Below are 24938 nucleotides of genomic sequence, written 5' to 3'. Positions count from 1 at the left end.
AGGGTAAAAATAAAATATAGTAAAAAAGTTATCATTTTACTATATAATCGCACGAATTTAATTCGCATATCTAATGGCAACTCGCCTTATTTATATCAAAACAGATTCTCTAAAATGTAAGGAGCTATTTTGCTATATCAATTTGAAAGTTATCCTTTTGAAAAACTCCGCGCCTTGCTTGCTCACAGCTCTCCTCCGAGTGATAAAGAGGTTTTTTCACTTACTATTGGTGAGCCTCAATTTCCCACTCCAACAAATATTATAGAATCTTGGCAGCAAAACGCACATTTACTCAATAAATACCCCAAATCAAGCGGCGAAGATGAACTTAAAGATGCGCAACTGCATTTCATAGCTAAACGCTACAATCTCACACTTACCAAAAGCCAAATTATCCCTACTTTTGGCACACGCGAAGCACTTTTTAATTTTCCACAATTTTATCTTTTTGACTTGTCCCAACCTACCATTGCCTATCCTAATCCATTTTATCAAATCTATGAGGGTGCGGCTATTGCTGCAAAAGCACAAATAATTCTTATGAATCTCACAGAGCAAAATAACTTCACACCATCACTCACACCAAAAGAGCTTGAAAAAGTCCATTTGGTTATTCTTAATTCTCCCAATAATCCCACAGGCAGAGTGCTAGATATGCAATCTCTTGCGCAATGGGTAAAACAAGCCCTTGAATATAATTTTGTAATTATCAATGATGAATGTTATAGTGAAATTTATGAGAGTTCTCCTCCTCCAAGCATTCTCCAAGCCTCAATCCAAGCAGGAAACACACAATTTAAAAATATTATTGCCCTTAATTCTATCTCCAAACGCTCCTCTGCTCCGGGTTTGCGAAGCGGCTTTATCGCCGGAGATACCGAGATTTTAAAAGCTTATAATCTTTATCGCACTTATTTAGGTTGCGCTCTACCACTCCCTTTACAAAAAGCTGCAAGCGTGGCGTGGCGAGATATGCAAACGCCAGAATCTATTCGCCATATTTATGCCAAGAATCTTGCCTTAGCGCGCGAGATATTAGAACTTACGCAAGAACAAATCAGCCCCTATACTTTTTATGTATGGCTCAAAGTAGATGATGATGAAGCATTTTGTAAATTTGCCTATGAAAAAAAAGGAGTGCTTACTTTACCCGGTAGCTATCTAGGCAGGGAAAATCAAGGCAAAGGTTATGTGAGAATCGCCCTTGTATATGATAATGACACAACAAAAAAAGCACTCCTTGCCCTCAAAGAAGCAATCAAACTTTATAAACAGGAGCATAAATGAAAATACATTTTATAGGCATTGGCGGCATTGGTATTTCAGGCTTAGCAAAATATCTCCGCGCACAAGGGATAGAAGTGAGTGGCTCTGATATTGCAGAGGGAAGTGCCACAAAATATCTCCGCGCACAAGGTGTGAGCATTCATATCCCTCATAGTGCCGCTGCCATCACCAATCAAGATGTAGTGATTCATTCAGCCATTATTAAACCCGATAATATTGAGATACAAGAGGCGATAAAAAAGGGAATCAAAGTCCTCTCACGCAAAGAAGCCATTGCCTCTATCCTCAAGGAAAAACGCGTTTTTAGCGTATGTGGTGCTCACGGCAAATCCACCACAAGTGCTATCCTAAGTGCTATCTTTCCGCAATATGGCGCAATTATTGGCGCAGATTCTAAAGAATTTGGTTCAAATGTACGCGAAGCAAAAAGCGAAAGTATCGTCTTTGAAGCTGATGAATCTGATAAAAGCTTTTTAAACTCAAATCCCTATTATGCGATTATCCCTAATGCCGAGCCAGAGCATATGGAGAGCTATAATCACGACTTAAATGAATTTTATGACGCATATTATGAATTTATTTGCAAAGCAAAAAAACGCATTTTAAACCTAGACGACCCTTATTTACAAAGCCTTGCAGATATAGAATCTATCACGCTTTGCCCTGATAAAGATATTAAAGATATACGCTTTAATCTACATAATGATGAGCCTCAAACAACCTTTAGTCTCAAAAATTATGGGGAGTTTAGTGTATGGGGCTTTGGAGAACATATGGCGCAAAATGCAAGTTTAGCAATTTTGTGTGCGCTTGATGAGCTAGGAGATTCTGCCCTGCCACAAATCAAAGAGAATCTTAAAAACTTCAAAGGTATCAAAAAGCGATTTGATATTATAAGCAAGGGGCAAACAACAATCGTTGATGATTACGCCCACCACCCCACAGAGATTCTAGCTACACTCAAAAGTGTAGCGATTTATAACTCGCTTAAACCTCATAGCAAAGTCATTGCTATTTGGCAACCTCATAAATACTCGCGTGTGCTTGATAATCTGCAAGCTTTCATAGATTGCTTTAAGAATGCGTGTGATGAACTTGTGATTTTACCTGTATGGAAAGCTGGAGAAGAACATATAGATATTGATTTTGCTTCACTTTTTGCACATTATAATCCCACATTTGCCACACATCTTAAGCGTGAAGATTCTCAAATCCACCTCTATGATGGAGATAATCTCATTAAAACTTTGCAAAACGCGCTCATTATTGGGCTTGGTGCAGGAGATATTACGTATCAATTACGAGGAGAAAAATAATGGGCTATATTATTTTCATACTACTATTGGTGTTGTTCGTGATAATTGGGCTTATGTTGGCACAAAATAAAGACAAAATATCGCGGAAAACAAAAATTATTCTAGGTGTGTGTTTGCTTCTTATCGCCTTGCTCATTGCGATTTATAATAGTTTGCAAGAAAAAGAAAGTGAAGAACTTTCACTTCTTAAAAATGCTTTTACGCACAATAAGAATCTTGCTTGCACCTTTGCTTCGCGCACTCTTACAATTAGTGCAGAACATTTTATCCTAAGCAATGGCACAATGAGCTTTCAAGGCAAATCAAATACGCCTTATAATGGCATTATCATACCTTTGCAAGATTGCAAGATAAGCGATACAGATGACACAGATAAAGATTCTGCACAAAAATCTCTACAAGATGAAAACAAAGATGACACTCTAGCGGATATACCTCGTGCAAAACCATAATGAAAAGCTTATTACCAAGCTTGATTTATCCGATTTTCTTGCAGATTTTTTAACATACTTTGCGCGTGAAAAATCTTTTATTTTTGAAGGAGATAGACATTTTTATGCCGCTCTTTTGCAAGAACTTGATACCCACCCATTAACCCCCCCTCCACCACTTGAGAATCTCAATGAGCCGTTAAGACTTTTGCAAAAATATGGCACTCTAAGATTGTCTGAAATCTTTGCATTTATCAAGCTTATGCGGTATTTTATTTATCTTAAAAAACATATATCCGAATCTGCTCCGCGCACTAAAGAATGGCTTGATAAGATTCTTATCCCTGATGTATTAGTAGAGATTGATAATGTATTTGATGAAAAAGGAGAGATTAAAGAGGGCGTGTATAGCGAAATTGATACGCTTAAATCCCATATTTCACGCACTAAAATGCGCATTGATGAGCATATATCACGCATTTTGCACTCTTCTAGCCTCGCTCCTTATCTTGTGGATTCTTCTGTGCATTATATCAATCAAAACGAATGTCTTTTGCTTAAGGCTGGATATAACCATATCATTAAAGGCATAGTGCTTGAACGCTCACATAGTGGATTTTTCTACCTTGTCCCAGAGAGTATTATAGCACTTAAAGAAAAGCAAAATGAACTCAAAGATGACTTAGCGCAACATCTCTATGCCATCTGCAAATCCCTCTCAAGCATACTTCATAAACACGAGCGATTTTTGCGATTTCTTAACTCTGCCTTTGATACTTTTGACCATATCTATGCGCGATTGAGTTTTGCCAAAGCTCATAATCTCTCTTTTATCTATCAAATGACGCGTGAAAAAAACATTATCTTATCGGAATTTTCCCACCCTGCCCTACAATCCCCAAAACCTATCAATTTTGCATATAAGGGTGATGTGTTGATGATTACAGGTGTCAATGCTGGGGGAAAAACAATGCTTTTAAAATCGCTCCTTAGCGCGTGTTTTTTAAGTAAATTTCTTATTCCGCTGAAAATTAACGCTCATCACTCACAGATTCCATATTTTAAGCACATTATAGCCATTATCTCTGACCCTCAAAATAGCAAAAATGATATTTCTACTTTTGCAGGGCGTATGCTTGAGTTTAAGGAGATTCTTAATACCTCTGATTTGTTGCTCGGTATTGATGAGATTGAGCTGGGCACAGACGCAGATGAGGCAGCTAGTCTGTATAAAGTCTTACTTGAGTATTTGCTTGAACATAATGCAAAAATCCTCCTCACCACACATCATAAACATCTTGCAGCCCTTATGGCGCATAATCCCAAAGTGCAACTCTGTGCAGCGATGTATGATATTCAAGCTCAAGTGCCGCTCTTTGAGTTTCTTGATGGCAGTATTGGCAAAAGCTATGCGTTTGAAAGTGCGCAAAGATATGGTATCCCTGCCTCTCTTATTGCTCAAGCAAAGGCTGTATATGGCAAAGATAAAGAGCGATTAAATGAGCTTATTGAGCGCTCAAGTGAGCTAGAAATCACGCTTGCGCAAAAGCGCCTTGAGTTAGAATCCCTCATTGCAGAGTATGAGCGTAAGATTCTTAATCTTAATGAATCTGCTCAAGCGCAAAAAGAAGAGTTTGAGCAGCTCAAACACAATTTAGCATCTACCTATCACCAAGCCACACAAACACTCAAATCTGCCCTCAAAGCGCAAGAGAGCAAAGAAATGCACAAAGCTTTTAACCAATCTCATAAGATTCTTCATACTGCACCCTCTCCCCAAAAAACAGCGCAAAATCCTCATATATTTCAAGTTGGTGATACAATAAAATATAAAAATACAAAGGGACATATTGTAAATATAAAAGGCAAAATGTGTGTCATAGAGCTTGAAAGCGGATTTAAAGTAAAAGAAAAGCTAGAGAATCTTAAACCCTCTTTTGCACCCTCTCTCACGCCAAAATCTCATTTTAATTTTAAGCAAAATAAAAGTGTGGGTGTGAGCCTTGACTTGCACGGAATGCGTGGAGAGGAAGCTTTGGAAAAGCTTGATGAGTTTTTATCAAATGCGCTCATTGCAGGGTATGATGAAGTGCTTGTTTATCACGGCATTGGCACAGGGATTTTAAGCAAACTTGTACGGGATTATCTCCTTGCTCACCCAAAGATTCTCTCCTTTAGCGATGCACCTGCCAATATGGGTGGTTTTGGAGCAAAAATTATCAAATTATAAATCCAAACAATATTTAAATTAATGTGATAGAATGCGCACTTTTTATTTCAAACAAAAGGAAACCTAAATGTCCCTATTTCGTGTAAATATGCCACCAATCCCTGATAATATCCCCATTCATACTATTGAACACACGCCACTACTTAAACGCGCTAAATGGTTACAAATTATCCCAATCTTAATCAGTCTAATTTTGCTTTCTATCGTTATTTTTATGGGCACACAATCCGCAGAAGAACTAATAATGCTCTCATCAACAGCCACCATAGCTATTAATATTCTTAGTTTTTGCAATATAATATGTATATTCTTTTCATATTATCTCCTCTCCAAATTGAGTTTAAGAAGACGTTTATTTAATCTCTATCTCGCATATTTTGGGCTTATTTTATTCATAGTTTTTTTAGCATTTGTATTGAATTTCTTAGGCGGTTCATCGTCTTTTAATAATACCATTAGTGCCATTATTATGTGTATTATCTATATTGTCCTCATCTATATTTATTGGCAAATAAGCAAAGAACTAAGCTTTATTTTGAATGAACCACTCTTTTTTAAAGGTTTTAAATTAGCTTTATTTGGAACCATTATTGTGGGCATTACAACTTTCATTGCATTATTTATTTATGCAGCTTATTCAGGCAGTTCAAGCCTTCCTGCTTCTACTAATTTTATACTTATCATAGATGCCATTATTTTGTTTATTGGGGCTATTTTAGCTATATTCGGTAGTGTCTTTTATATTATAGGCATTTTTAAAATCAAAGAAGTTATTGCTTGGGGTGAGCAAACTCCCAATCTTATCTCATAATGTGTAGAGCAATATAATGGGACAAGAAGCATTAAGTATTGATATTTATTTTAAAGATACACTCAAAGATGCGATTGTAGATATGCTCCTAGAAGATGGCTATGATGATTTTTTCTATATTCCTTGTGCTAAATATGCTTCCAATCTCCTTTTACAAAGTGCTTCAGAACAAGTAAGTGGCAGGCAAGAATATGGACTTTTTAGAATGTTTATTGATGAGCAAAAAGCACAATTTATCATCAATAAACTCCTCCAAGCTTTTGGGAAAGAAGATGTGAGAATCTACACTCACGCCGCCACGCAAATATAAAACTAAAACAGAATTTAGAGAATCTTATAACATTGGCATTGACGCATTCCCTCATAAAGAGCCGCGCCAACACTTGTGGCGAGATTGATACTTCGCACACCTGCTTTCATTGGAAGTTTATAGACTTGCGTATGATATGTATGCAAAATGCTTTCATTTAATCCCGCATCTTCCCTGCCAAAATACAAAAATCCACCTTGAGAAAAATCTGCATCAAAATAAATCTGCTCTGCTTTAGTGCTAAAGAAAAAATGTCGCTCATTTGGTGAATAAGTATGCCAAAATGTATCCAAATCCGCCCATTCATATACCTGCAAATGCTGCCAATAATCAAGCCCAGCGCGCTTAAGCTCTTTTTGTGATGTGCTAAAGCCAAGCGGATGTATCAAATGCAATATAGAATCTGTCGCTACGCAAAGTCGCCCGATATTGCCTGTATTTTGCGGAATCTGTGGTTCAACAAGCACAATTTCAAAAGCTGCCATTTACTTAGAATCCTTAGATATATGATATAAATGCCTCACTTTAACACACTCACGCCATAAAAACACTTAAATAATTAGGCTTTGTCAAAATCTCGTGTTTTATCTTGCCTAGACTTATCTCTTGTGTGGCAGGATATTTACTCGCAAAAGTCGCAGGATATATTTAGCTAAAACTTGATAGAATCTACAATTTAGATTCTATTTCAAGGAGCATATATGCCTCATCTTTTGCTCACAGGTGCAAGTGGCTACATCGGCTCGCACACTGCCTATTGTTTGTTGAAAAACACAAATTATCACTTGCTCATCGTTGATGATTTAAGCACAGGCTTTAAAGAAAACATCGCTTACCTCCAAGAATGTTTTGGAGAACGAGTGAGCTTTGTGCAAAGCAATATCAATGATATATCCAAAATGCGCCCTTTGTTGTTGCACTATCAATTTGAGGCTGTCATTCACTTTGCTGCTTCGCTTATCGTAGGAGAATCTGTCCTCAAACCACTTGAATACTATACAAACAACACGCTCAACACCACAAATCTTATTGCCCTATGTGTAGAATACGGCATAACAAAATTTATCTTTAGCTCCACTGCTGCCGTATATGGAGAGCCCGATATGGCGCTTATCCCCATTGATGAAAATGCTCCACTTTTACCTATCAATCCCTATGGTGCTTCAAAAATGATGAGTGAGCGAGTTTTGGCAGATACAGCAAAGGCTATACAAAACTTTAATTATGTAGCATTGCGTTATTTCAATGTCGCAGGGGCAAGTATGGAGAACACGACAGAGATTCTATCACAATCTAAAGGCTTGGGACAAAGGAGCAAGAATGCCACACATCTTATCAAAGTCGCTTGTGAATGTGCGTGTGGCAAAAGAGAGAGTATGAGTATCTTTGGCACAGATTATCCCACAAAAGACGGCACTTGTATTCGCGATTATATCCATATTGATGATTTAGCAAGTGCGCATCTTGAAGCCTTGCACTATCTCCAAAGCACAAATACTTCAAATATCTTTAATGTGGGCTACTCTAAAGGATATAGCGTAAAAGAAGTCATTGATATTGTCAAGCAAGTCAGCGGAGTAGATTTTAAAGTTATAGAATCTGCTCGTAGAGAAGGCGACCCTATTGAGCTAAGCGCTAAAAATGACAAGATTCTCTCCCTGACACAATGGAAACCTCAATACGATGATTTAAGATTGATTGTCAAAAGTGCTTATGATTGGGAGTGCTCATTAAAATAAACTATTGAACAAAAAGATGATGATATTCCGTTGAAATGCTACTCATAAAAAGCGGTGCATATGGGGTTTTTTCATTTATGAGCGCACAAAAGGCTATCATATCCTTTTTCTTCGTGATACATTCAGCACACATTTTCAGAATCTGTGGCGCATAATCTTTGGGGATATGCTTTGGCGCGTGTGAGGGAGAAGTGAAATGCTTATGGATTCTATGCACAAGCGTTTTATTGCTAATCTCTACAATCAGTGAATCTATGGGCATTTTGAAAAACATTAGATTATCGTGAGGATTAATGGAAATATAGGTTGTATCCACGCCAAACATCTTCGTGCTGTATGAATCAAAAAGATAAAGGCTTTTATTATAGTTGTCCTCAAGACTTTGGAGCATTAAATCCAACACTTCAAGCCTCTGCCTCATAGTATAGATATTGCCAATAGGCGAGAATGCAAAACGCAGTAAAGATTCTATACTATACCATTCTATACTCTCAAATCCGTGTTCAAGCATTAATTCATAACGCATTTTGCGCAAATGCATTGCGCGTGGATTTTGTCCAAATTTGTAGGGAAAAGTAACAATTTTATCACGATATGCAGGTGAAGGAAAACGAGGGTGAATCACAAAACGTCTCTTAGATTCTTTATCTAAAATATACTCTAAACCGCCTTCATAGCCCTTATCAATGATTTTTACTTCACTCTTTGGCACATTTTTAAGCAGAGCATAAAACTCCTGCTCATCACATTGCTCCCAAATATTTTCAGGATAGCGAAAAAAGGTACTCACTGCTGTAAGAACTTCGCTAGAAGGCTGTTTTTGCACACTTTTATCAATCCACGAAGTAAGTGTGCGTCTATCTTTTCCGATAATTTGGGCAAATTTTGACACACTTAAGCCTGATTGTTGGTAGATAATAATCAATTTTTCTAATGCTCCAAATGCCATATTTTAATCCTTGATGTTCTCATATTCTCTGATTTTGGACATAAAATGCACAATTTTTGTTCAATTATAGCATTTATGCTCAAATCTTGTGTTTAAAAATCAAAAATTGTTCAAAGCAAATCTCATCAATCAAGCTAGAATAGAACTTTAAGCAATAATCTTACTTATAAAGGAGAAAAAATGCCCACATATCAAGAAATTTATCAACAATCCATTGAGAATCCAGAAATCTTTTGGGCAGAAGCTGCAAAAAAAGTGCATTGGTATCACGAATGGGATAAGGTGCTTGATGTTGTCAATGACCATTATCGTTGGTTTGTAGGAGGCTGTATGAATACTTGCTACAATGCTCTTGATTTGCATATAGAAAATGGTAGAGGTGAGCAAGTAGCACTTCATTATGATTCGCCTGTAACTGATACAAAAAAATCTTACACTTATAAAGAATTGCGCAAACGCGTAGCTAAAACTGCAGGGATACTTGTAAATAAAGGTATAGTCAAAGGCGATAGAGTGCTTATTTATATGCCAATGATTCCAGAAGCAGTCATTGCTATGCTTGCTTGTGCGAGAATCGGAGCTATCCACAGCGTTGTATTTGGCGGATTTGCTTCACACGAGCTTGCTTCACGTATTGAAGATGCCAAACCACGAGTAATCATTAGTGCTTCGTGCGGTATAGAAATTAGTCGTGTAGTCAAATATAAGCCTATTCTTGATGAAGCCATTAAGTCTTCAAGTCATAAGCCCACTACTTGTCTGATTTGGCAACGTCCTCAAGAGAGGGCAAATATGCTCCCTTGGCGTGATGTAGATTGGGAGAGTGAAGAAGAAAAAACCGAAGGTGTAGAATGTGTCCCACTTAATGCAACTGACCCACTATATATACTTTATACTTCAGGCACAACAGGCAAACCAAAAGGCGTTATTCGTGGTAATGGCGGACATTCTGTGGCTATGAAATGGTCAATGGACAATATTTATAATGCCAAACCCGGTGATGTATTTTGGGCTGCAAGCGATGTAGGCTGGGTAGTTGGGCATAGCTATATTGTATATGCACCGCTAATGAATGGTTGCACAACAATCCTCTATGAAGGCAAACCTGTTAAAACGCCAAATCCCGGCGCATTTTGGCGTATTGTGGAAGAGTATAAGGTCAATATCCTCTTCTCTGCACCTACTGCATTTAGAGCTATCAAAAAAGAAGATCCTAAGGGCGAATGGCTTAAAAAATATGACTTATCCTCGCTTAAGGCAGTATTTGTTGCTGGAGAACGTTGTGATACAAATACGCTTAAATGGATTGAAAAGCTTACGAAAAAGCCTGTGGTTGATAATTGGTGGCAAACAGAAACCGGCTGGGCAATAGCAGCCAATCCCTTAGGTTTAGAGCCACTTCCTATTAAACCGGGTTCTCCCACTAAACCTATGCCCGGATTCAATCTTAAAGTGCTTGACGAAGAGGGCAAGGAATGCAAAAAGGGGAAATTAGGGAATCTTGTTATCAAGCTTCCATTGCCTCCTGCGTGTCTTTGTGGAATTTGGGGTGATGACGCACGATATAAACGCTCTTATCTCAATCACTATCCGGGTTATTATCTCACAGGTGATAGCGGGTATATTGACAAAGATGGCTATGTATTTGTAATGGGACGAATGGACGGCGTAATCAATGTCGCAGGACATCGCCTCTCCACAGGTGGTATGGAAGAAGCCATTTCAAAGCACCCAGATATTGCTGAATGCGCAGTTATTGGTGTGAATGATGAGCTCAAAGGAGAGATTCCATTAGCTTTTGTCGTGCTTAAAGATGGATTAGAACGCGATACACAAAGTCTATGTGAAGGTGTGGTGCAACTTGTGCGAGAGGAAATTGGCGCAGTAGCGTCATTACACATTGTAGCTGTTGTGGCAAGACTTCCCAAAACACGAAGCGGCAAGATTTTGCGCAATACTATGCGTGATATTGCCGATGGCAATGAATGGAAGATGCCCTCAACCATTGAAGATTCAAGCGTTTTGCCTGAAATTGAAAAAACACTTGCTGCGCTTGGCTATCCAATCAAAACAAAGGAGGAAAAATGAAATCACAAGGGACGAAGTTAAGAGACGCAGTAGCACACAATAATCCTCTGCAAATTATCGGTGTAATCAACGCATATAGTGCGATACAAGCACAAAAAAGTGGAGCAAAAGCTCTTTATCTTAGTGGAGGAGCATTAGCTGCGATGAGTTTGGGAGTGCCAGATTTAGGCATTAGCTCATTAGAAGATGTATGTATTGATGTGCGTAGAATCACAGCAGCAAGTGATTTACCCCTACTTGTTGATGCAGATACAGGCTGGGGTGGGGCATTTAACATCGCACGCACTATCAAAGATTTAACACGAAGCGGAGCAGCAGGCTGCCATATTGAAGACCAAGTAGCACAAAAACGTTGCGGACACCGCCCTAATAAAGAGCTTGTGAGTTTAGAAGAAATGTGCGATAGGATTAAAGCCGGAGTAGATGCAAAAATTGATGAAAGTTTTGTATTGATGGCACGCACAGATGCACACGCAAGTGAAGGGCAAAATCGCGCTATTGAGAGGGCATTAGCCTATGTAGAGGCAGGAGCAGATATGATTTTTGCCGAAGCGATACATACGCTTGAGGAATATAAACAATTCACGCAAAATATAAAAGTGCCTGTTTTAGCAAATATCACAGAATTTGGAAAAACACCCTATTTCACTACTACTGAACTTCAAAGTGTGGGTGTCAAAATGGTGCTTTATCCTCTTTCTGCAGCACGAGCAATGAATAAAGCTGCACTTGCAGTTTTTCAAGACATTATCAAAAATGGCTCACAAAAGCAAAGTATAGATGCTATGCAAACTCGTGAAGAACTTTATGAAATGCTTGGTTATCACACTTTTGAGCAAAAGCTTGATGAATTATTTAAACATAAGAAATAAGGAGAAACTATGGGAGAAGCAATCAAAAATACGAAAGTAGGCGGACTTGCAGGAATTACTGCTGGACAATCTGCTATTTGCACGGTTGGCACAGGGCACGGGCTCAATTATAGAGGCTACGATATTTATGATTTAGCAGAACATTGCGAATTTGAAGAAGTGGCTTATTTGCTCTTAAAAGAAAAATTGCCAAATGCCAATGAACTCGCAACATTTAAAAAAGAGCTTATAGCAGCAAGAGGTTTGCCCAAAGCGCTTAAGGATACACTTAAACTTTTGCCAAAAAATGCACACCCTATGGATATTATGCGCACAACTTGTTCTATGCTTGGCTGCCTTGAACCTGAAAGCTATGATATTGTAAAAATGTCTTTTCCTATGCAGCATAAAATTGCTACAAGGCTTTTGGGGATTTTCCCTTCAGCTCTTACTTTTTGGCATCACTATCACCATAATGGCAAGGAAATAAACACAGAATCTCACCAAGACTCCATTGCTGGGTATTTTTTGGAACTTCTTCATCAAAAATCACCAAAAGATTTATGGGTAAAAGCAATGCACATAAGTTTGATTCTCTATGCTGAACACGAATTTAATGCAAGCACATTCACTGCGCGCGTTATCACAGCGACTATGTCGGATATTTATTCGGGTATTACAGGGGCGATTGGTGCGCTTAGAGGACCTTTGCACGGAGGAGCAAATGAAGCAGCAATGGAGCTTATCACCGAATATAAAACTCCACAAGAGGCTGAAAAAGGCATTTTAGATAAACTTGCCAAAAAAGATAAAATTATGGGCTTTGGACATCGCGTGTATGTCAAAGCTGACCCACGCAATGTAGTGATAAAACAATGGAGCAAAAAGCTTAGTGAAGATGTGGGCGATACAGAGGGGCTTTATCCCATTAGTGAAATGATAGAAAAAGTGATGTGGGAACAAAAAAAGCTTTTTCCAAATTTGGATTTTTATAGTGCGTCTGCATATCACTTTATGGGGATTCCAACACCCTACTTTACGCCAATTTTTATATTCTCTCGCACAGCGGGGTGGTTGGCACATATTTTTGAACAAAGGGCAAATAACAAACTTATTCGCCCGAGTTCAGAATATATTGGACCAGACAAAAAGGCATTTGTGCCACTGCATAATCGCTAGGCACATTTTTAATCTAAATATAAGGAGAACACAATGAGTGTAGATATGGGTATTTTAGAGACAAAACGACCGGAGTTTGATGAACTATTAAGCAAAATTGCTCGCTATGCGCTAGAGTTTGAAATTAACTCACCTCTTGCATACGAGACTGCAAGATATTGCCTTATGGATACAATAGGCTGTGGGCTTTTAGCACTGAATTTTCCTGCTTGCACGAAGATCTTAGGACCCGTGGTAGAGGGAGCAGAGTTTCGCCCATTGGGGGCAAAGATTCCCGGAACTAGCTATCAATTAGAGCCAGAGAGAGCAGCATTTAATATTGGTGCAATGGTCAGATGGCTTGATTTTAACGATACTTGGCTTGCTGCAGAATGGGGACACCCAAGTGATAATTTAGGGGCGATTTGGGCAGTGGCAGATTATCTTAGTCGCAAAAATATTGCCACAGGCAAAGAGCCGCTCAAAGTAAAAGATGTGCTAAGCGCAATGATTAAAGCACACGAGATTCAAGGAATCTTGGCTTTAGAGAATTGCTTTAACAAGGTAGGATTAGACCACGTGCTACTTGTGAGAATTGCCTCTAGTGCTGTGGCTTGTGCTATGCTTGGAGGAAATTTTGATGAAGTGCGTAATGCTGTGAGCCACGCTTTTATTGATGGTGGAGCATTGAGAACTTATCGCCACGCCCCAAATACAGGTTCGCGCAAAAGTTGGGCTGCAGGTGATGCAAGCAGTAGAGGAGTGAATCTCGCCCTAAAAGCATTAAGCGGTGAAATGGGCTATCCAAGCGCATTGAGTGCTTCATTTTGGGGATTTGAAGATGTGAAAATGAGAGGACAAAAACTTACCATTCCACAAGAATTTGGTAGCTATGTAATGGAAAATGTGCTTTTTAAAATCAGTTTCCCCGCAGAATTTCACGCACAAACTGCGGTAGAGTGTGCGATTAAACTTCATAATGAAGTGAAAAATCGCCTTGAAGATATTGATAAAATCATCATTACTACTCAAGAATCCGGACATAGAATCATTAACAAAGTAGGACCGCTTGCAAATCCAGCTGATAGAGACCACTGCATTCAATATATGGTAGCTGTGCCGCTTGTATTTGGACGACTTACAGCTGATGATTACGAGGATAGCGTAGCAAAAGATTCAAGAATTGACGCGTTGCGTGCTAAAATGGTAGTAGAAGTTGATGAGCGCTATACACGCGAATATTTAGAATCTGATAAACGCTCCATTGCCAATGCAGTGCAGATTTTCTATAAAGATGGTAGTAAAAGCCAAAAAGTAGAAGTTGAGTATCCTATTGGGCATAAACGCCGCAGAGATGAGGGAATCCCTGTGCTTGTAGAAAAGTTTAAACGCAATATTGCAGGAAAACTAAGTGCGAAAAAATGCGCACTTATTGAGGAATTATGCGCAAATCAAAAAACTTTAGAATCCACGCCATTTAATGAGTTTAGTGATTTATTTGCACTATAATAATTGCCAAGCTTTATGCTTTGGCGATTTGAGGAGCTGCAATGAAAAGACAGGTCATATTATCTATTGAATCTAAAGATTCTGTATTCAAAGAATATCGTTGGTTTTGGGTGAGAAGTGTGTATGATTTTGTGCCAAAAAACAATGCAAAAGCTTGCACTGATTATCTCAAAGGAGAGCGAATATTCACTGCCGCCAATTATAAAGAGGGTATCCCTACACACCAAAGCATACCCTTAGAACTAGACACCTCATATGTAAAAGCCGAAGTGCTTTTTGGAGAGAGCAAAGAAAAGGAACAGAATCATCCGCTAGAAATCGCGCATTATTTGTGCTTAGATTTTAAAAAAAGATTCTATGATGATGAAGAGCAAAACTATATTCACATAGGCTTTATCTATGAAAAAGGAGGTGAGATTACAAAAAGGCGTGAGGATATAGGCTTTGCCCTTACATTGAAAAATGCAAGAGAACTCTACTTTGATGATTCTATCGTGCAGAAAAAATACAATAACTTTAGCCAAAAAGCTAAAAAATGCATGGTATTTTGGTTTGGAAGCTACTTATTTGGAAAATAAGTTTTATCACCTCAATATTAAAGCATTCTGTTCTTTCTTTTATTCAATAAGGCTCTATGATTTTCTCAATAGCGATTCTATTGAGCTCATCAACGAGGATTTTCATATAGCCCTCAAGTTTGGCGCAATTTTCTTGGGTTTGCTCAAATGGAATAATGTAATGATAAGCGGGGAAGTCATTAAAATACCACAAACAAGGCATATCATTAATACTAAAACGCCAAATTTTTGTTTCTACCAAATCATAAAAATCTAATAAAACAATGTTACAATCAAATATCGTCCATATAGCCCCACACAAATTCAAGGCATCTTCATAGCCAAAATTCCACAGCTCAAACTCCCAGCGCATATTGCCCTCATCATCTTCATTCCATTCTTTATCGCACCACATAAGATAATTGAGATTTTCACGCTCTGCTGCTTCTCTTGGGGTAGGCAAATCCTCTTTGCACTTTTGAGGTTTATCGCTCATTTTTTGATTTATTGGGTTTGTGGCAGTATTGATAATAATCTTATAAATCTCATCGCCCTTATAGCCTTTCTTTTTGAGTTTCTGCTCCTGCCATTCAAAAGGCTTTAGTTTTGTTGGAGGTTTTATCTTTAATTTTTTATAATGAAGCGTTTTATTCAAAGTCTCATCAGCGCACCTTTTTTGAAGCAATTTCTTTACACAATTCATTAAGATTCTCATTTTGCACCCTATATTCTTTCATTTTATAAATACTAACATTATAACTTGCTGCCTTTAATACTTAGATGCCATAAAACACACTATTTAATAAGTATTTATCATAAGATTTTACAATCCTCGCGCCTCTAAAGAGAGTAAAAATTATAAAATAAAGGATAGAGTATGAGATTAACACCTAAAGAATTAGATAAACTAATGTTACATTATGCTGGGGCATTAGCCAAAAGCCGCAAAGAACGAGGTATTAAACTGAATTATGTTGAATCCATAGCCCTTATCAGTATGGAAATTATGGAGCTTGCGCGAGAGGGTAACAAAAGCGTAGCAGAACTTATGCAGCAAGGTAGAGAGATTCTCAAAGCTGATGAGGTAATGGAAGGTGTAGCGAGTATGGTTGATGAAGTGCAGGTAGAAGTGAGTTTTCCTGATGGAACAAAGCTTGTTACAATTCATAATCCCATTGAAGATAATGGCAAACTCACGCCCGGAGAATATATCCTCAAAGATGAGGACATCACGCTTAATGCCAATAAAGAATCTATAAGCATCAAAGTTACTCACAAAGGCGATAGACCGATACAAGTAGGCTCTCATTTTCATTTCTTTGAAGTCAATGCGCTCTTAGAATTTGATAGGGCTCAAAGCTTTGGCAAACGCTTAGATATTCCCTCTGGCACATCTGTGCGTTTTGAACCCGGTGAGGAAAAAAGTGTGAATCTTATTGATTTTGGTGGCAAACAAACAATTATTGGATTTAACGACTTAACAAATATGCACACAAGCGAAAAAAACAAAGAACAATGTCTCACAAACGCTGCAAAAAAGCATTTTATACACTAATTTATATTAAGGAGAAAAAATGATTAAGATTTCAAGAAAACAATATGTTTCTATGTATGGACCAACCACAGGAGATAAGGTGCGCTTAGGCGATACAAACTTATTTGCAGAAATTGAAAAAGACTGGACACTTTATGGTGAGGAGATTAAATTTGGTGGAGGGAAAACTATCCGCGATGGTATGGCTCAAAGCGCAAGCACTTATGAAAATGAGCTTGATGTAGTCATCACAAATGCAATGATTATTGATTATACAGGGATTTACAAGGCTGATATTGGCATTAAAAATGGAAAAATCGTGGGTATTGGCAAAGCTGGAAATCCAGATACACAAGATAATGTGTCTGAAGCAATGGTTGTAGGAACAGCAACAGAAGTTATAGCAGGAGAGGGACAAATTATTACTGCTGGTGGCATTGATACGCATATTCATTTTATCTCTCCTACGCAGATTCCAACTGCACTTTATAGTGGCATAACAACAATGATTGGCGGAGGCACAGGACCAGCAGCAGGCACAAATGCGACTACCTGCACACCCGGAAAGTGGAATATGCACCAAATGTTGCGTGCTGCTGAAGGCTATGCTATGAATCTAGGATTTTTGGGCAAAGGCAATAGCTCCAATGAAGAAGCATTAGAGGAGCAAATTAAAGCTGGAGCATTGGGATTAAAGGTTCATGAAGATTGGGGTTCTACTCCTGCTGCGATTAATCACGCCTTAAATGTTGCCCAAAAATATGATGTGCAAGTAGCTATTCATACAGACACACTCAATGAAAGTGGCTGTGTTGAAGATACGATGAGGGCAATCGCAGGGAGAACTATCCACACATTCCACACAGAAGGTGCTGGTGGAGGACACGCCCCAGATATTATTAAGGCTGCAGGAGAACCAAATATCCTCCCTGCTTCTACAAATCCCACAATTCCATTTACAAAAAATACAGCCGATGAGCATTTAGATATGCTTATGGTATGTCATCACTTAGATAAAAAAATCAAAGAAGATGTCGCATTTGCTGATAGCAGAATCCGCCCAGAAACCATTGCCGCAGAAGACACACTCCACGATATGGGGATTTTCTCAATTACAAGCTCGGATTCTCAAGCTATGGGTAGAGTGGGCGAAGTCATCACGAGAACTTGGCAAACCGCAGATAAATGCAAAAATGAATTTGGAGCTTTAAAAGAAGAAAATGGGGAAAATGATAATTTTAGAATCAAAAGATATATTTCCAAATACACTATTAACCCAGCCATTGCTCACGGGATTTCAGAATATGTAGGCTCTGTTGAAGTAGGTAAATTTGCGGACTTGGTGCTTTGGAAACCAAGTATGTTTGGTATAAAGCCAGAGATGATTCTTAAAAATGGAATGATTGTGGCAGCAAAAATAGGAGATGCTAATGCTTCTATCCCTACTCCCGAACCCGTTCATTATGCGCCAATGTTTGGTAGCTATGGCAAAGCAAAATATAATTGTGCCATTACTTTTGTCTCACAAATTGCTTATGATTCTCGTCTCAAGGAGGAACTTGGACTTGAAAGAATGCTTTTGCCTGTAAAAAATTGTCGCACTATTGCAAAAAAAGATATGAAGTTTAATGATGTGATTACGCCCATTGAAGTCAATCCTGAAACTTATGAGGTGAAAGTAAATAATACAAAAATTACTTCTAAGCCTGTTGATAAGGTATCTTTGGGACAACTTTATTGTTTATTTTAAGGAGAAAATATGTTAGGTATTGTATTAATGTATGTAGCTATTGTGCTTATCAATAATGGCATTTGTCGCCTCACGCAAATTGATGGCAAAAGTGCTTCAATAATGAATATTTTTGTAGGATTGCTCTCTGTTTTTATAAATATCATAGTGATTGTGCATGGAAGTGTAAGCGATAATGGCTTTGATGACTTTTATGCGGCGGCTACTGGATTACTCTTTGGTTTTACTTATCTTTTTATAGCCTGCAACAATCTTTTTAACCTTGATATAAGAGCTTATGGTTGGTATAGTTTGTTTGTTGCAATAAATGCTATCCCCGCAGCCTATCTAAGCTATAACGAAGGCACACAAGAAAGTATAGCCTTTGCTTATATATGGATTGCTTGGGGCATTTTGTGGCTCACAGGCTGGATTGAAAGTGTTTTAAAAATTGAACTTAAATTCGTGCCTTACTTAGCTATTGCAGAGGGAATCTTTACCGCGTGGATTCCTGCGTGGCTTATCCTTATAGGATATTGGCATTAATGCAAGTGGAGCATATTCTTGGCAATATCAAAGACATAGATACAACACATTTAGAAATTGATAGAGTGCAAGTGGATTGGTATGATACAAGAAAAAAAATTGCGCGTTTAAGCTCACAAAATGGGCAAGTTATAGCGATGAAGCTTGCCCAAGTGCCAAAAGGTGGCTTAAATGATGGGGATATACTCTTTTTAGATACGCATAGGGCAATTATTATCTCTATTTTGCCCACTTGGGTGCTTTCTATGCAGCCAATAGATTGGGATACTATGATAACACTCTGTTATGAAATTGGCAATTTGCATATACCGCTTTTTTATGATAAAAATACAATGGAGCTTCAAGCACCTTTTGAGATGCCATTGCAAAGAATCTGCCAAAAAAGAGGTATTGCATTTGAAAAAAAATGGTGTGTGTTAGATTCTCAAAATAGAATCAATCTTACCTCTCCTCTTATGCGTGAGCCAAAGCTTACTCAAAGTCCGCATTTTGGTATAAAATTATGCAAAAAGGATTAAGGTGAATTTTTTGCTTCTACAAATTAATGATGCGCTTTTTCCCATAGGCAATTACACGCATTCTTTTGGACTAGAGAGCTATGTGCAATCAGGAAGGATAAAAAATAAATATGATGCAAAAGATTATCTTAAAGCCTATTTGCATACTCAAGTTTTGCATACAGACTTATTAGCTATAAAGCTTATTCAGCAATCTCATTCTTTGGAGGAAATCCTTGAAATAGAATCTATCATCGCAGCAGCAAGTGTGGCAAAACAAGTAAAAAGTGCTATACAAAAGCTTGGAGCGCGTTTTATAAAAACTATTCAAGCTATGAAGTTGCAACAAAATGCCTTATTTCAATCATATACACAAGCAAGCATTCATCATATTTATGCAGTTGCCTATGGTGTATTTTGCACCTCATATCAACTTAATGAGCAAGAGTGCATACAACATTACTTATATGCTCAAGCCTCTCATACCCTCACAAATTGCGTGAAACTTATCCCACTTGCCCAAAGCGATGGGCAGGAGATACTTGCTTCTTTACACGAGGAATTTTTTATATTATGTCAAAAGCTTACATCTCTCACAAAGCAAGATTTGTGCAATAGCGCTATTGCAAGTGATATTAAAGCAATGCAACATCAATATTTGCACACAAGATTATATATGTCATAAAGGAGAATAAATGGTAAAAATAGGTATATGCGGACCTGTGGGAAGCGGCAAAACTGCTTTAATAGAATCTCTTACGCGTTTAATGCACACACAATACTCTCTTGCTGTTATTACTAATGATATTTATACGCACGAAGACGCAGAATTTATGAGCAAAAATTCTGTGCTTCCAAATGAAAGAATTATCGGCGTAGAAACAGGTGGTTGTCCTCACACAGCCATTAGAGAAGATGCCTCTATGAATCTTGAAGCAGTAGAGGAAATGCTGGAGCGATTTCCTGATATTGAGATTCTCTTTATAGAAAGTGGTGGCGATAATCTCTCTGCTACATTTAGTCCAGAATTAGCAGATTTTACAATCTTTGTCATTGATGTAGCACAAGGGGATAAAATCCCAAGAAAAGGCGGACCGGGTATTATGCGTTCAGATTTGCTTATTATCAACAAAATTGACTTAGCTCCTTATGTTGGTGCAAATCTGCACATAATGGAATCAGATGCAAGAAAAATGCGCGGGGATAAGCCTTTTTTATTCACAAATATCCGTGCCAAAGAAGGCATTGGTGCTGTCGTGGAATGGATAAAAAAATATGCGCTTTTGGAAGATATATGAGTAACTTTGCACAAAAAAGCACTTTAAAACTCAAAACAAAAAAAGGCTTAAATGGTAAAAATATCATTGAGGAGATGTTTTTTACGCCTCCTCTTAAGATAATAAGCCCATTAGAAGATGAGGATATAGCTGAAATTATGCTTATATCAGTCTCTGCTGGACTACTTAAAGATGATTGTCAAGATATTCACATACACATTGGCAAAGAAAGCAAAATCCGATTAATCTCACAAAGTTATGAAAAAATACACGACACACAAGATGGCTATGCAAGCAAACATACTCACATTCAAGTAGAGGAAAATGCCTTTTTAGATTATGCACCCTTGCCTCTTTTGCCCTTTAAAGATTCTTCATTTAAAAATACTACTGATGTTTATTTGAGTAAAAATGCTAGATTGCATTACAGCGAGATAATATGCGCAGGCAGAGTAGCGTGCGGTGAAATATTTGATTTTACGGAACTCTGCTCAAGGCTTCGCATATACAAAGAAAATGAATTGGTTTTTTTTGAAAACACTCATCTTAAACCCACGCAAATGGATATGCAAAATCCCTGCCTCTTTGATAAATATACCCACACCTTGAGTATGGTGATATGTGATGATTTACTAGACCTTCACATCTTAGAGGAAAAAATCAAAAATAGCTCCTTAAATGTCGGTATAAGCACAAATAATGGAGCTATTATCATTAAAGCATTAGATACCCAAAGCGAGCGATTGCTTCAATTCAAAAAAGATTTGGCTTTAAGCTAAATCACATAATGCTCCATTTTTTATATATTTGAGATTCTCGCATAATTTTTGAGCGATATGCTTATCGTGTGTGATAAGCAAAATAGCACTTTTGTGTTGTTTTTGCCAAGCTTTAAGAAATGCAATAACCTCCAAACATAGCTCATAATCAAGTCCCGAAGTGCTCTCATCAAGGATAAGGAGTTTTGGATTAACGAGCAAAGCGCGTATAAGGCAGATTCTTTGTGCTTCACCTCCTGAAATCATTGCTACATTTTTGTCCAAAATCTCTGTATGTAATCCCACACGCTCAAGCAATGGCTCAATATATTTTAAACAATCTTTATAGGCTATGCCACGCAAATACAAAAGTGGCTCAATAAGATTCTCAAAACAATTCAAACGCGGATTAAGCGAACCTATGGCATCTTGAAAGAGAATCTGCACTTGTGCATAAAATAAACGTCTTGCACGAAGTGAATTAAGGTTAAGTAATTGTTCATTTACATATACCTTGCCCACTTGCCCTAATTCATCACGCGTTGGAGTGAGTAATCCACAAGCAATTTGTGCCAATGTGCTTTTACCACAACCACTTGCCCCCATTATTGCAAGACTCTCTCCCGCACAAAGATTCAAAGAGATATGCTTGAGCACTGCTTTTTGTGTCGTGCTAAAGAATCTGTATGATTTATATTGATATGATACATTACAGAGCCTTAACATAGCGCACTTTCCTTTGTGAGCAAATTACTCTCACATATATCTTTTAAGTGCTTTAGAGTCGCGCTCTTAGGCACATAAGAACAAAAATCTTTGCTAAGAGAAACTTCTTCTATAACCTTGCCTTTATCCATTACATACACATATTGAGCCATATAGGCAACTACTTCCAAATCGTGTGTGATAAGCAAAATACCAAGTCCTCGCTGTTGTTGTAACCTACGCAAGGTTTGAAGAATCTCAAATGCTATATCTCTATCCAAATCGCTACTTGGTTCATCAGCGATGATGAATGGAGCTTGGGTGAGCAATGCTAAGGCTATCATTACGCGTTGCAACATACCGCCGCTTAATTCAAATGGATACATAGTAAGCACTTGCTCATCTAATCCAGATTCTCTAACACATTGTGCGACAAAGGTTTGATTATAAGGCTTATGAAGAGATTTAAGTGTTTCTTTAAAATGATGAGCGATACTTAAAAGTGGATTAAAACAAGTGCGTGGATTCTGCATAATGCAAGAAAAAGCAAGCGAGCGATAAAGTGCAGGATTAATCACTTTATCATCAAGCATAATCTTACCACTTATCTGGCTTAAATTAGAAGCAAGGAATCCTTGCAAAGCAAGGGCACTTATAGACTTTCCACTTCCGCTTTTGCCAAGTAATGCCACACATTCACCGCGTTTCATAGATACATTAAGATGAGAGACAAGATGATGAGAATCTAGGCAAATACTTAAATCGTGAATGTGCAAAATTTGTGCTTGAGTAAGAGGGGTTATCTTAGAATCAAGATGTATTTTGGTATCTTTTATATGTTTAGATTCTTCACTTGATTGGTCATCAAGGCTATTTTGCACACCAAAATAATCTCTTAATGCTTCACCTAATAAATTACATAAAGCCACGCTGATAAAAAGTGCTATTCCCGGATAAATAATAAGCGAGGGGTAATCCCACATATAATCTTTAGCTTCACTAAGCATAATGCCCCATTCAGGCGTAGGTGGTTGCACACCAAGTCCTAAAAATGACAATCCAGCAATATGAAGCATAATATGCCCTATATCCATACTTGCAAGCACCACACATTGACAGAGGATAGGAGTGAGAATATGTCGCCTAAATCTCTGCCACCCACTTGTGCCAAAGGTATAGGAGAGCAAGACATATTCTTTATTTTTGAGACTAAATACAATGCTACGCACAATTCTTGCATACCAAGCCCAATGTGTAAGCACAATGGCAATTATCACATTTTCTAATCCAGCACCTAAAATACCTATCAAAAACAATGACAGAGCAATAGTTGGCACACTCAAGAATACATCACACACACGCATACATAGAGTATCAATGCGCCCACCAATAAAGCCACATAACCCACCTACACTTATGCCCAACAGCACAATCCAACCTAAAATAACAAATGCACAACCAAGCGAAAGTCTTGCACCATATAAAAGTCGGGAAAATATATCCCTCCCTAAATAATCTGTGCCAAGCCAATGTTGCACACTTATAGGTGCAAACCGATATTCCAAATCCTGCATATCTGGGGTATATGGAGCAAGAAATGGAGTAAAAAGAGCCAAGAGCATAAGAATCCCAACACCTACAAATGCACCTTTGCCCCACCAACTCATCTTAATAGTATTATTCATATCCCCTCTTTTGATGCATTTTGTGTGTTTTCCATTTGCTTGCGTATGCGCGGGTCAAGCAATCCATAGAAAACATCTACTACGCCATTACAAAGCACAAAACAAAAACTTAATACCACAATAAAACATTCAATCACAGGGTAATCGTGATTTGCAATACCTTGAATACTATAAAGCCCAATGCCGGGTAATGCAAATACACTCTCTATCACAAGCGCACCACCAAGGAGCTCACCAATGTGCATACCCATTGCTGTAAGAATAGGGAGAAAAGCATTATAAAAAATATGTTTTATATGAAGTCTCCACCCATTAACACCACGCATTTTTGCATAAATAATATGCCTCTCTTTTTGCACTTCAAGCATATTTGCTCGGATAAGTCGCGCATTAATACATATAGACATCAGCGCAATGCTTATACTTGGCAAAATAAAGCTCTGCACGCCCTCCATACCAACTGCGGGTAACCAGTTAAGATATACACTAAAAACCAAAATAAGCAAAAATGCGAGCCAAAAATTTGGCATACTCACACCCACAAAACAAAAAAATCTAATCAAAAAATCAGGTAATTTATTATGATAATACACACTTATAATCCCAAGCGGCACAGAACACAAAAAAGTTAATCCAAAGCCACAAGCCACAAGTATGAGGGTATTGGGCAAAAAATATAAAAAATCCGCACTTACGCTTCGCCCATTCATATAAGAAATACCAAAATCAAGCCTTAGCGCATTGCACAGCCAAGTAAAATATTGCTCCAAAAGTGGTTTATCAAGTCCAAAACTATGTGTAATTTCTGTAATAAGTTCGGGAGTAGCAGGGAGATTTGAATGAATGATATATGCCATTACAGGGTCGCTCCCACCCAATCTTAACAAACAAAATACCCCAAAAGAAGTTATAAGCATAATAGGCACGAGAGATAAGATTCTATACAAAATAATACGTTTCATACCTTACCT

Annotated in this window: 25 protein-coding genes; 19 read left to right on the top strand and 6 right to left on the bottom strand. The window is 37.9% G+C overall.

Annotation, left to right across the window (positions count from 1 at the left end):
* The first annotated feature begins 129 nt into the window (after window positions 1-129).
* From OQH61_RS01725 to OQH61_RS01700, 6 genes are all read left to right on the top strand, one after another.
* Entirely contained in the window at window positions 130-1287 is a 1158-nt protein-coding gene (locus OQH61_RS01725) for a succinyldiaminopimelate transaminase (RefSeq protein WP_266025515.1), read from the top strand.
* Window positions 1284-2603: a UDP-N-acetylmuramate--L-alanine ligase gene (gene murC, locus OQH61_RS01720; protein WP_266025514.1), complete on the top strand. Its 1320-nt coding sequence runs from the start codon at window positions 1284-1286 to the stop codon at window positions 2601-2603. Before OQH61_RS01725 ends, murC begins: the two co-directional genes overlap by 4 nt.
* Window positions 2603-3055 (top strand): hypothetical protein, encoded by a 453-nt coding sequence (locus OQH61_RS01715; protein ID WP_266025512.1) that lies wholly within the window; start codon window positions 2603-2605, stop codon window positions 3053-3055. The genes murC and OQH61_RS01715 overlap by 1 nt, the downstream gene beginning before the upstream one ends.
* Window positions 3042-5264 (top strand): endonuclease MutS2, encoded by a 2223-nt coding sequence (locus OQH61_RS01710; protein ID WP_266025511.1) that lies wholly within the window; start codon window positions 3042-3044, stop codon window positions 5262-5264. Before OQH61_RS01715 ends, OQH61_RS01710 begins: the two co-directional genes overlap by 14 nt.
* A gap of 67 nt (window positions 5265-5331) precedes the next feature.
* Complete coding sequence (locus OQH61_RS01705) at window positions 5332-6075, top strand: hypothetical protein (protein ID WP_266025510.1); 744 nt, start codon at window positions 5332-5334, stop codon at window positions 6073-6075.
* A 16-nt stretch (window positions 6076-6091) separates the two neighbouring features.
* Window positions 6092-6385 (top strand): DUF3240 family protein, encoded by a 294-nt coding sequence (locus OQH61_RS01700; RefSeq protein WP_266025509.1) that lies wholly within the window; start codon window positions 6092-6094, stop codon window positions 6383-6385.
* A gap of 14 nt (window positions 6386-6399) precedes the next feature.
* Here the strand turns inward: OQH61_RS01700 and OQH61_RS01695 are convergent, their stop codons facing one another.
* A complete protein-coding gene (locus OQH61_RS01695) occupies window positions 6400-6870 on the bottom strand; it encodes a tRNA (cytidine(34)-2'-O)-methyltransferase (protein WP_266025508.1) in 471 nt (156 codons plus the stop codon).
* A gap of 216 nt (window positions 6871-7086) precedes the next feature.
* Between OQH61_RS01695 and galE the strand changes: the two genes are divergently transcribed.
* Window positions 7087-8124, top strand: coding sequence for a UDP-glucose 4-epimerase GalE (gene galE / locus OQH61_RS01690; RefSeq protein ID WP_266025507.1), 1038 nt, complete (start codon window positions 7087-7089; stop codon window positions 8122-8124).
* Window position 8125: 1 nt separating this feature from the next.
* Here galE and OQH61_RS01685 read toward each other — a convergent pair whose 3' ends face one another.
* Window positions 8126-9073, bottom strand: a complete 948-nt coding sequence (locus tag OQH61_RS01685) for a hypothetical protein (RefSeq protein WP_266025506.1) — start codon at window positions 9071-9073, stop codon at window positions 8126-8128.
* A gap of 180 nt (window positions 9074-9253) precedes the next feature.
* On the opposite strand from OQH61_RS01685, the gene OQH61_RS01680 reads away from it, so the two are divergent.
* The 5 genes from OQH61_RS01680 to OQH61_RS01660 are packed head-to-tail and all read left to right on the top strand — an operon-like array spanning window position 9254 to window position 15257.
* Window positions 9254-11161, top strand: a complete 1908-nt coding sequence (locus OQH61_RS01680) for a propionyl-CoA synthetase (RefSeq protein WP_266025505.1) — start codon at window positions 9254-9256, stop codon at window positions 11159-11161.
* Window positions 11158-12033: a methylisocitrate lyase gene (gene prpB / locus OQH61_RS01675; RefSeq protein WP_266025504.1), complete on the top strand. Its 876-nt coding sequence runs from the start codon at window positions 11158-11160 to the stop codon at window positions 12031-12033. The genes OQH61_RS01680 and prpB overlap by 4 nt, the downstream gene beginning before the upstream one ends.
* A 9-nt stretch (window positions 12034-12042) precedes the next feature.
* Window positions 12043-13191 (top strand): 2-methylcitrate synthase, encoded by a 1149-nt coding sequence (gene prpC, locus OQH61_RS01670; RefSeq protein ID WP_266025503.1) that lies wholly within the window; start codon window positions 12043-12045, stop codon window positions 13189-13191.
* Window positions 13192-13224: 33 nt separating this feature from the next.
* Entirely contained in the window at window positions 13225-14679 is a 1455-nt protein-coding gene (gene prpD / locus OQH61_RS01665) for a 2-methylcitrate dehydratase (protein ID WP_266025502.1), read from the top strand.
* 41 nt (window positions 14680-14720) lie between these two features.
* Window positions 14721-15257 (top strand): hypothetical protein, encoded by a 537-nt coding sequence (locus tag OQH61_RS01660; RefSeq protein WP_266025500.1) that lies wholly within the window; start codon window positions 14721-14723, stop codon window positions 15255-15257.
* A 43-nt stretch (window positions 15258-15300) separates the two neighbouring features.
* Here OQH61_RS01660 and OQH61_RS01655 read toward each other — a convergent pair whose 3' ends face one another.
* A complete protein-coding gene (locus OQH61_RS01655) occupies window positions 15301-15951 on the bottom strand; it encodes a hypothetical protein (RefSeq protein ID WP_266025499.1) in 651 nt (216 codons plus the stop codon).
* Window positions 15952-16113: 162 nt separating this feature from the next.
* Between OQH61_RS01655 and ureA the strand changes: the two genes are divergently transcribed.
* Genes ureA through OQH61_RS01620 form a run of 7 tightly spaced genes read left to right on the top strand, consistent with a single transcriptional unit; the run spans window position 16114 to window position 21598 of the window.
* The gene (gene ureA / locus OQH61_RS01650; RefSeq protein WP_266025498.1) at window positions 16114-16791 is read left to right on the top strand and encodes an urease subunit alpha; all 678 of its coding nucleotides are present in this window, start codon (window positions 16114-16116) and stop codon (window positions 16789-16791) included.
* 19 nt (window positions 16792-16810) lie between these two features.
* On the top strand, window positions 16811-18520 hold the full coding sequence (gene ureB, locus OQH61_RS01645) for an urease subunit beta (RefSeq protein WP_266025497.1): 1710 nt from the start codon (window positions 16811-16813) through the stop codon (window positions 18518-18520).
* Between the two features lie 9 nt (window positions 18521-18529).
* Entirely contained in the window at window positions 18530-19045 is a 516-nt protein-coding gene (locus OQH61_RS01640) for an AmiS/UreI family transporter (protein ID WP_266025496.1), read from the top strand.
* Window positions 19045-19563 (top strand): urease accessory protein UreE, encoded by a 519-nt coding sequence (ureE, locus tag OQH61_RS01635; protein ID WP_266025495.1) that lies wholly within the window; start codon window positions 19045-19047, stop codon window positions 19561-19563. Before OQH61_RS01640 ends, ureE begins: the two co-directional genes overlap by 1 nt.
* A 1-nt stretch (window position 19564) precedes the next feature.
* Entirely contained in the window at window positions 19565-20227 is a 663-nt protein-coding gene (locus OQH61_RS01630; protein ID WP_266025494.1) for an urease accessory protein UreF, read from the top strand.
* Between the two features lie 10 nt (window positions 20228-20237).
* On the top strand, window positions 20238-20840 hold the full coding sequence (ureG, locus tag OQH61_RS01625) for an urease accessory protein UreG (RefSeq protein WP_266025493.1): 603 nt from the start codon (window positions 20238-20240) through the stop codon (window positions 20838-20840).
* Window positions 20837-21598, top strand: coding sequence for an urease accessory protein UreD (locus tag OQH61_RS01620; protein WP_266025492.1), 762 nt, complete (start codon window positions 20837-20839; stop codon window positions 21596-21598). Before ureG ends, OQH61_RS01620 begins: the two co-directional genes overlap by 4 nt.
* Here OQH61_RS01620 and OQH61_RS01615 read toward each other — a convergent pair.
* From OQH61_RS01615 to OQH61_RS01605, 3 genes are read right to left on the bottom strand one after another with little or no spacing between them, the layout of a single operon-like run.
* Complete coding sequence (locus tag OQH61_RS01615) at window positions 21590-22303, bottom strand: ATP-binding cassette domain-containing protein (RefSeq protein ID WP_266025491.1); 714 nt, start codon at window positions 22301-22303, stop codon at window positions 21590-21592. The genes OQH61_RS01620 and OQH61_RS01615 overlap by 9 nt on opposite strands.
* Window positions 22297-23967 carry a nickel ABC transporter permease subunit NikC gene (gene nikC / locus OQH61_RS01610; RefSeq protein WP_266025490.1) on the bottom strand — a complete coding sequence of 557 codons (1671 nt, stop codon included), beginning with the start codon at window positions 23965-23967 and terminating at the stop codon, window positions 22297-22299. The genes OQH61_RS01615 and nikC overlap by 7 nt, the downstream gene beginning before the upstream one ends.
* Window positions 23964-24929: an ABC transporter permease subunit gene (locus OQH61_RS01605; protein WP_266025489.1), complete on the bottom strand. Its 966-nt coding sequence runs from the start codon at window positions 24927-24929 to the stop codon at window positions 23964-23966. The genes nikC and OQH61_RS01605 overlap by 4 nt, the downstream gene beginning before the upstream one ends.
* Between the last annotated feature and the right edge of the window lie 9 nt (window positions 24930-24938).

Origin of the sequence: Helicobacter sp. MIT 21-1697 (assembly GCF_026241255.1) — a bacterium.
GTDB lineage: Bacteria > Campylobacterota > Campylobacteria > Campylobacterales > Helicobacteraceae > Helicobacter_C.
The sequence above is the reverse complement of the archived record's forward strand: the minus strand, read 5'-3'. Positions and strand labels throughout refer to the sequence as shown.

Bases quoted from the DNA above. Each gene is read 5' to 3' on its own strand.
- murC (WP_266025514.1), top strand. From the start codon at position 1,284: ATGAAAATACATTTTATAGGCATTGGCGGCATTGGTATTTCAGGCTTA.
- OQH61_RS01715 (WP_266025512.1), top strand. From the start codon at position 2,603: ATGGGCTATATTATTTTCATACTACTATTGGTGTTGTTCGTGATAATT.
- OQH61_RS01705 (WP_266025510.1), top strand. From the start codon at position 5,332: ATGTCCCTATTTCGTGTAAATATGCCACCAATCCCTGATAATATCCCC.
- OQH61_RS01700 (WP_266025509.1), top strand. From the start codon at position 6,092: ATGGGACAAGAAGCATTAAGTATTGATATTTATTTTAAAGATACACTC.
- OQH61_RS01695 (WP_266025508.1), bottom strand. From the start codon at position 6,870: ATGGCAGCTTTTGAAATTGTGCTTGTTGAACCACAGATTCCGCAAAAT.
- galE (WP_266025507.1), top strand. From the start codon at position 7,087: ATGCCTCATCTTTTGCTCACAGGTGCAAGTGGCTACATCGGCTCGCAC.
- OQH61_RS01685 (WP_266025506.1), bottom strand. From the start codon at position 9,073: ATGGCATTTGGAGCATTAGAAAAATTGATTATTATCTACCAACAATCA.
- OQH61_RS01680 (WP_266025505.1), top strand. From the start codon at position 9,254: ATGCCCACATATCAAGAAATTTATCAACAATCCATTGAGAATCCAGAA.
- prpB (WP_266025504.1), top strand. From the start codon at position 11,158: ATGAAATCACAAGGGACGAAGTTAAGAGACGCAGTAGCACACAATAAT.
- prpC (WP_266025503.1), top strand. From the start codon at position 12,043: ATGGGAGAAGCAATCAAAAATACGAAAGTAGGCGGACTTGCAGGAATT.
- prpD (WP_266025502.1), top strand. From the start codon at position 13,225: ATGAGTGTAGATATGGGTATTTTAGAGACAAAACGACCGGAGTTTGAT.
- OQH61_RS01660 (WP_266025500.1), top strand. From the start codon at position 14,721: ATGAAAAGACAGGTCATATTATCTATTGAATCTAAAGATTCTGTATTC.
- OQH61_RS01655 (WP_266025499.1), bottom strand. From the start codon at position 15,951: ATGAGAATCTTAATGAATTGTGTAAAGAAATTGCTTCAAAAAAGGTGC.
- ureA (WP_266025498.1), top strand. From the start codon at position 16,114: ATGAGATTAACACCTAAAGAATTAGATAAACTAATGTTACATTATGCT.
- ureB (WP_266025497.1), top strand. From the start codon at position 16,811: ATGATTAAGATTTCAAGAAAACAATATGTTTCTATGTATGGACCAACC.
- OQH61_RS01640 (WP_266025496.1), top strand. From the start codon at position 18,530: ATGTTAGGTATTGTATTAATGTATGTAGCTATTGTGCTTATCAATAAT.
- ureE (WP_266025495.1), top strand. From the start codon at position 19,045: ATGCAAGTGGAGCATATTCTTGGCAATATCAAAGACATAGATACAACA.
- ureG (WP_266025493.1), top strand. From the start codon at position 20,238: ATGGTAAAAATAGGTATATGCGGACCTGTGGGAAGCGGCAAAACTGCT.
- OQH61_RS01620 (WP_266025492.1), top strand. From the start codon at position 20,837: ATGAGTAACTTTGCACAAAAAAGCACTTTAAAACTCAAAACAAAAAAA.
- OQH61_RS01615 (WP_266025491.1), bottom strand. From the start codon at position 22,303: ATGTTAAGGCTCTGTAATGTATCATATCAATATAAATCATACAGATTC.
- nikC (WP_266025490.1), bottom strand. From the start codon at position 23,967: ATGAATAATACTATTAAGATGAGTTGGTGGGGCAAAGGTGCATTTGTA.
- OQH61_RS01605 (WP_266025489.1), bottom strand. From the start codon at position 24,929: ATGAAACGTATTATTTTGTATAGAATCTTATCTCTCGTGCCTATTATG.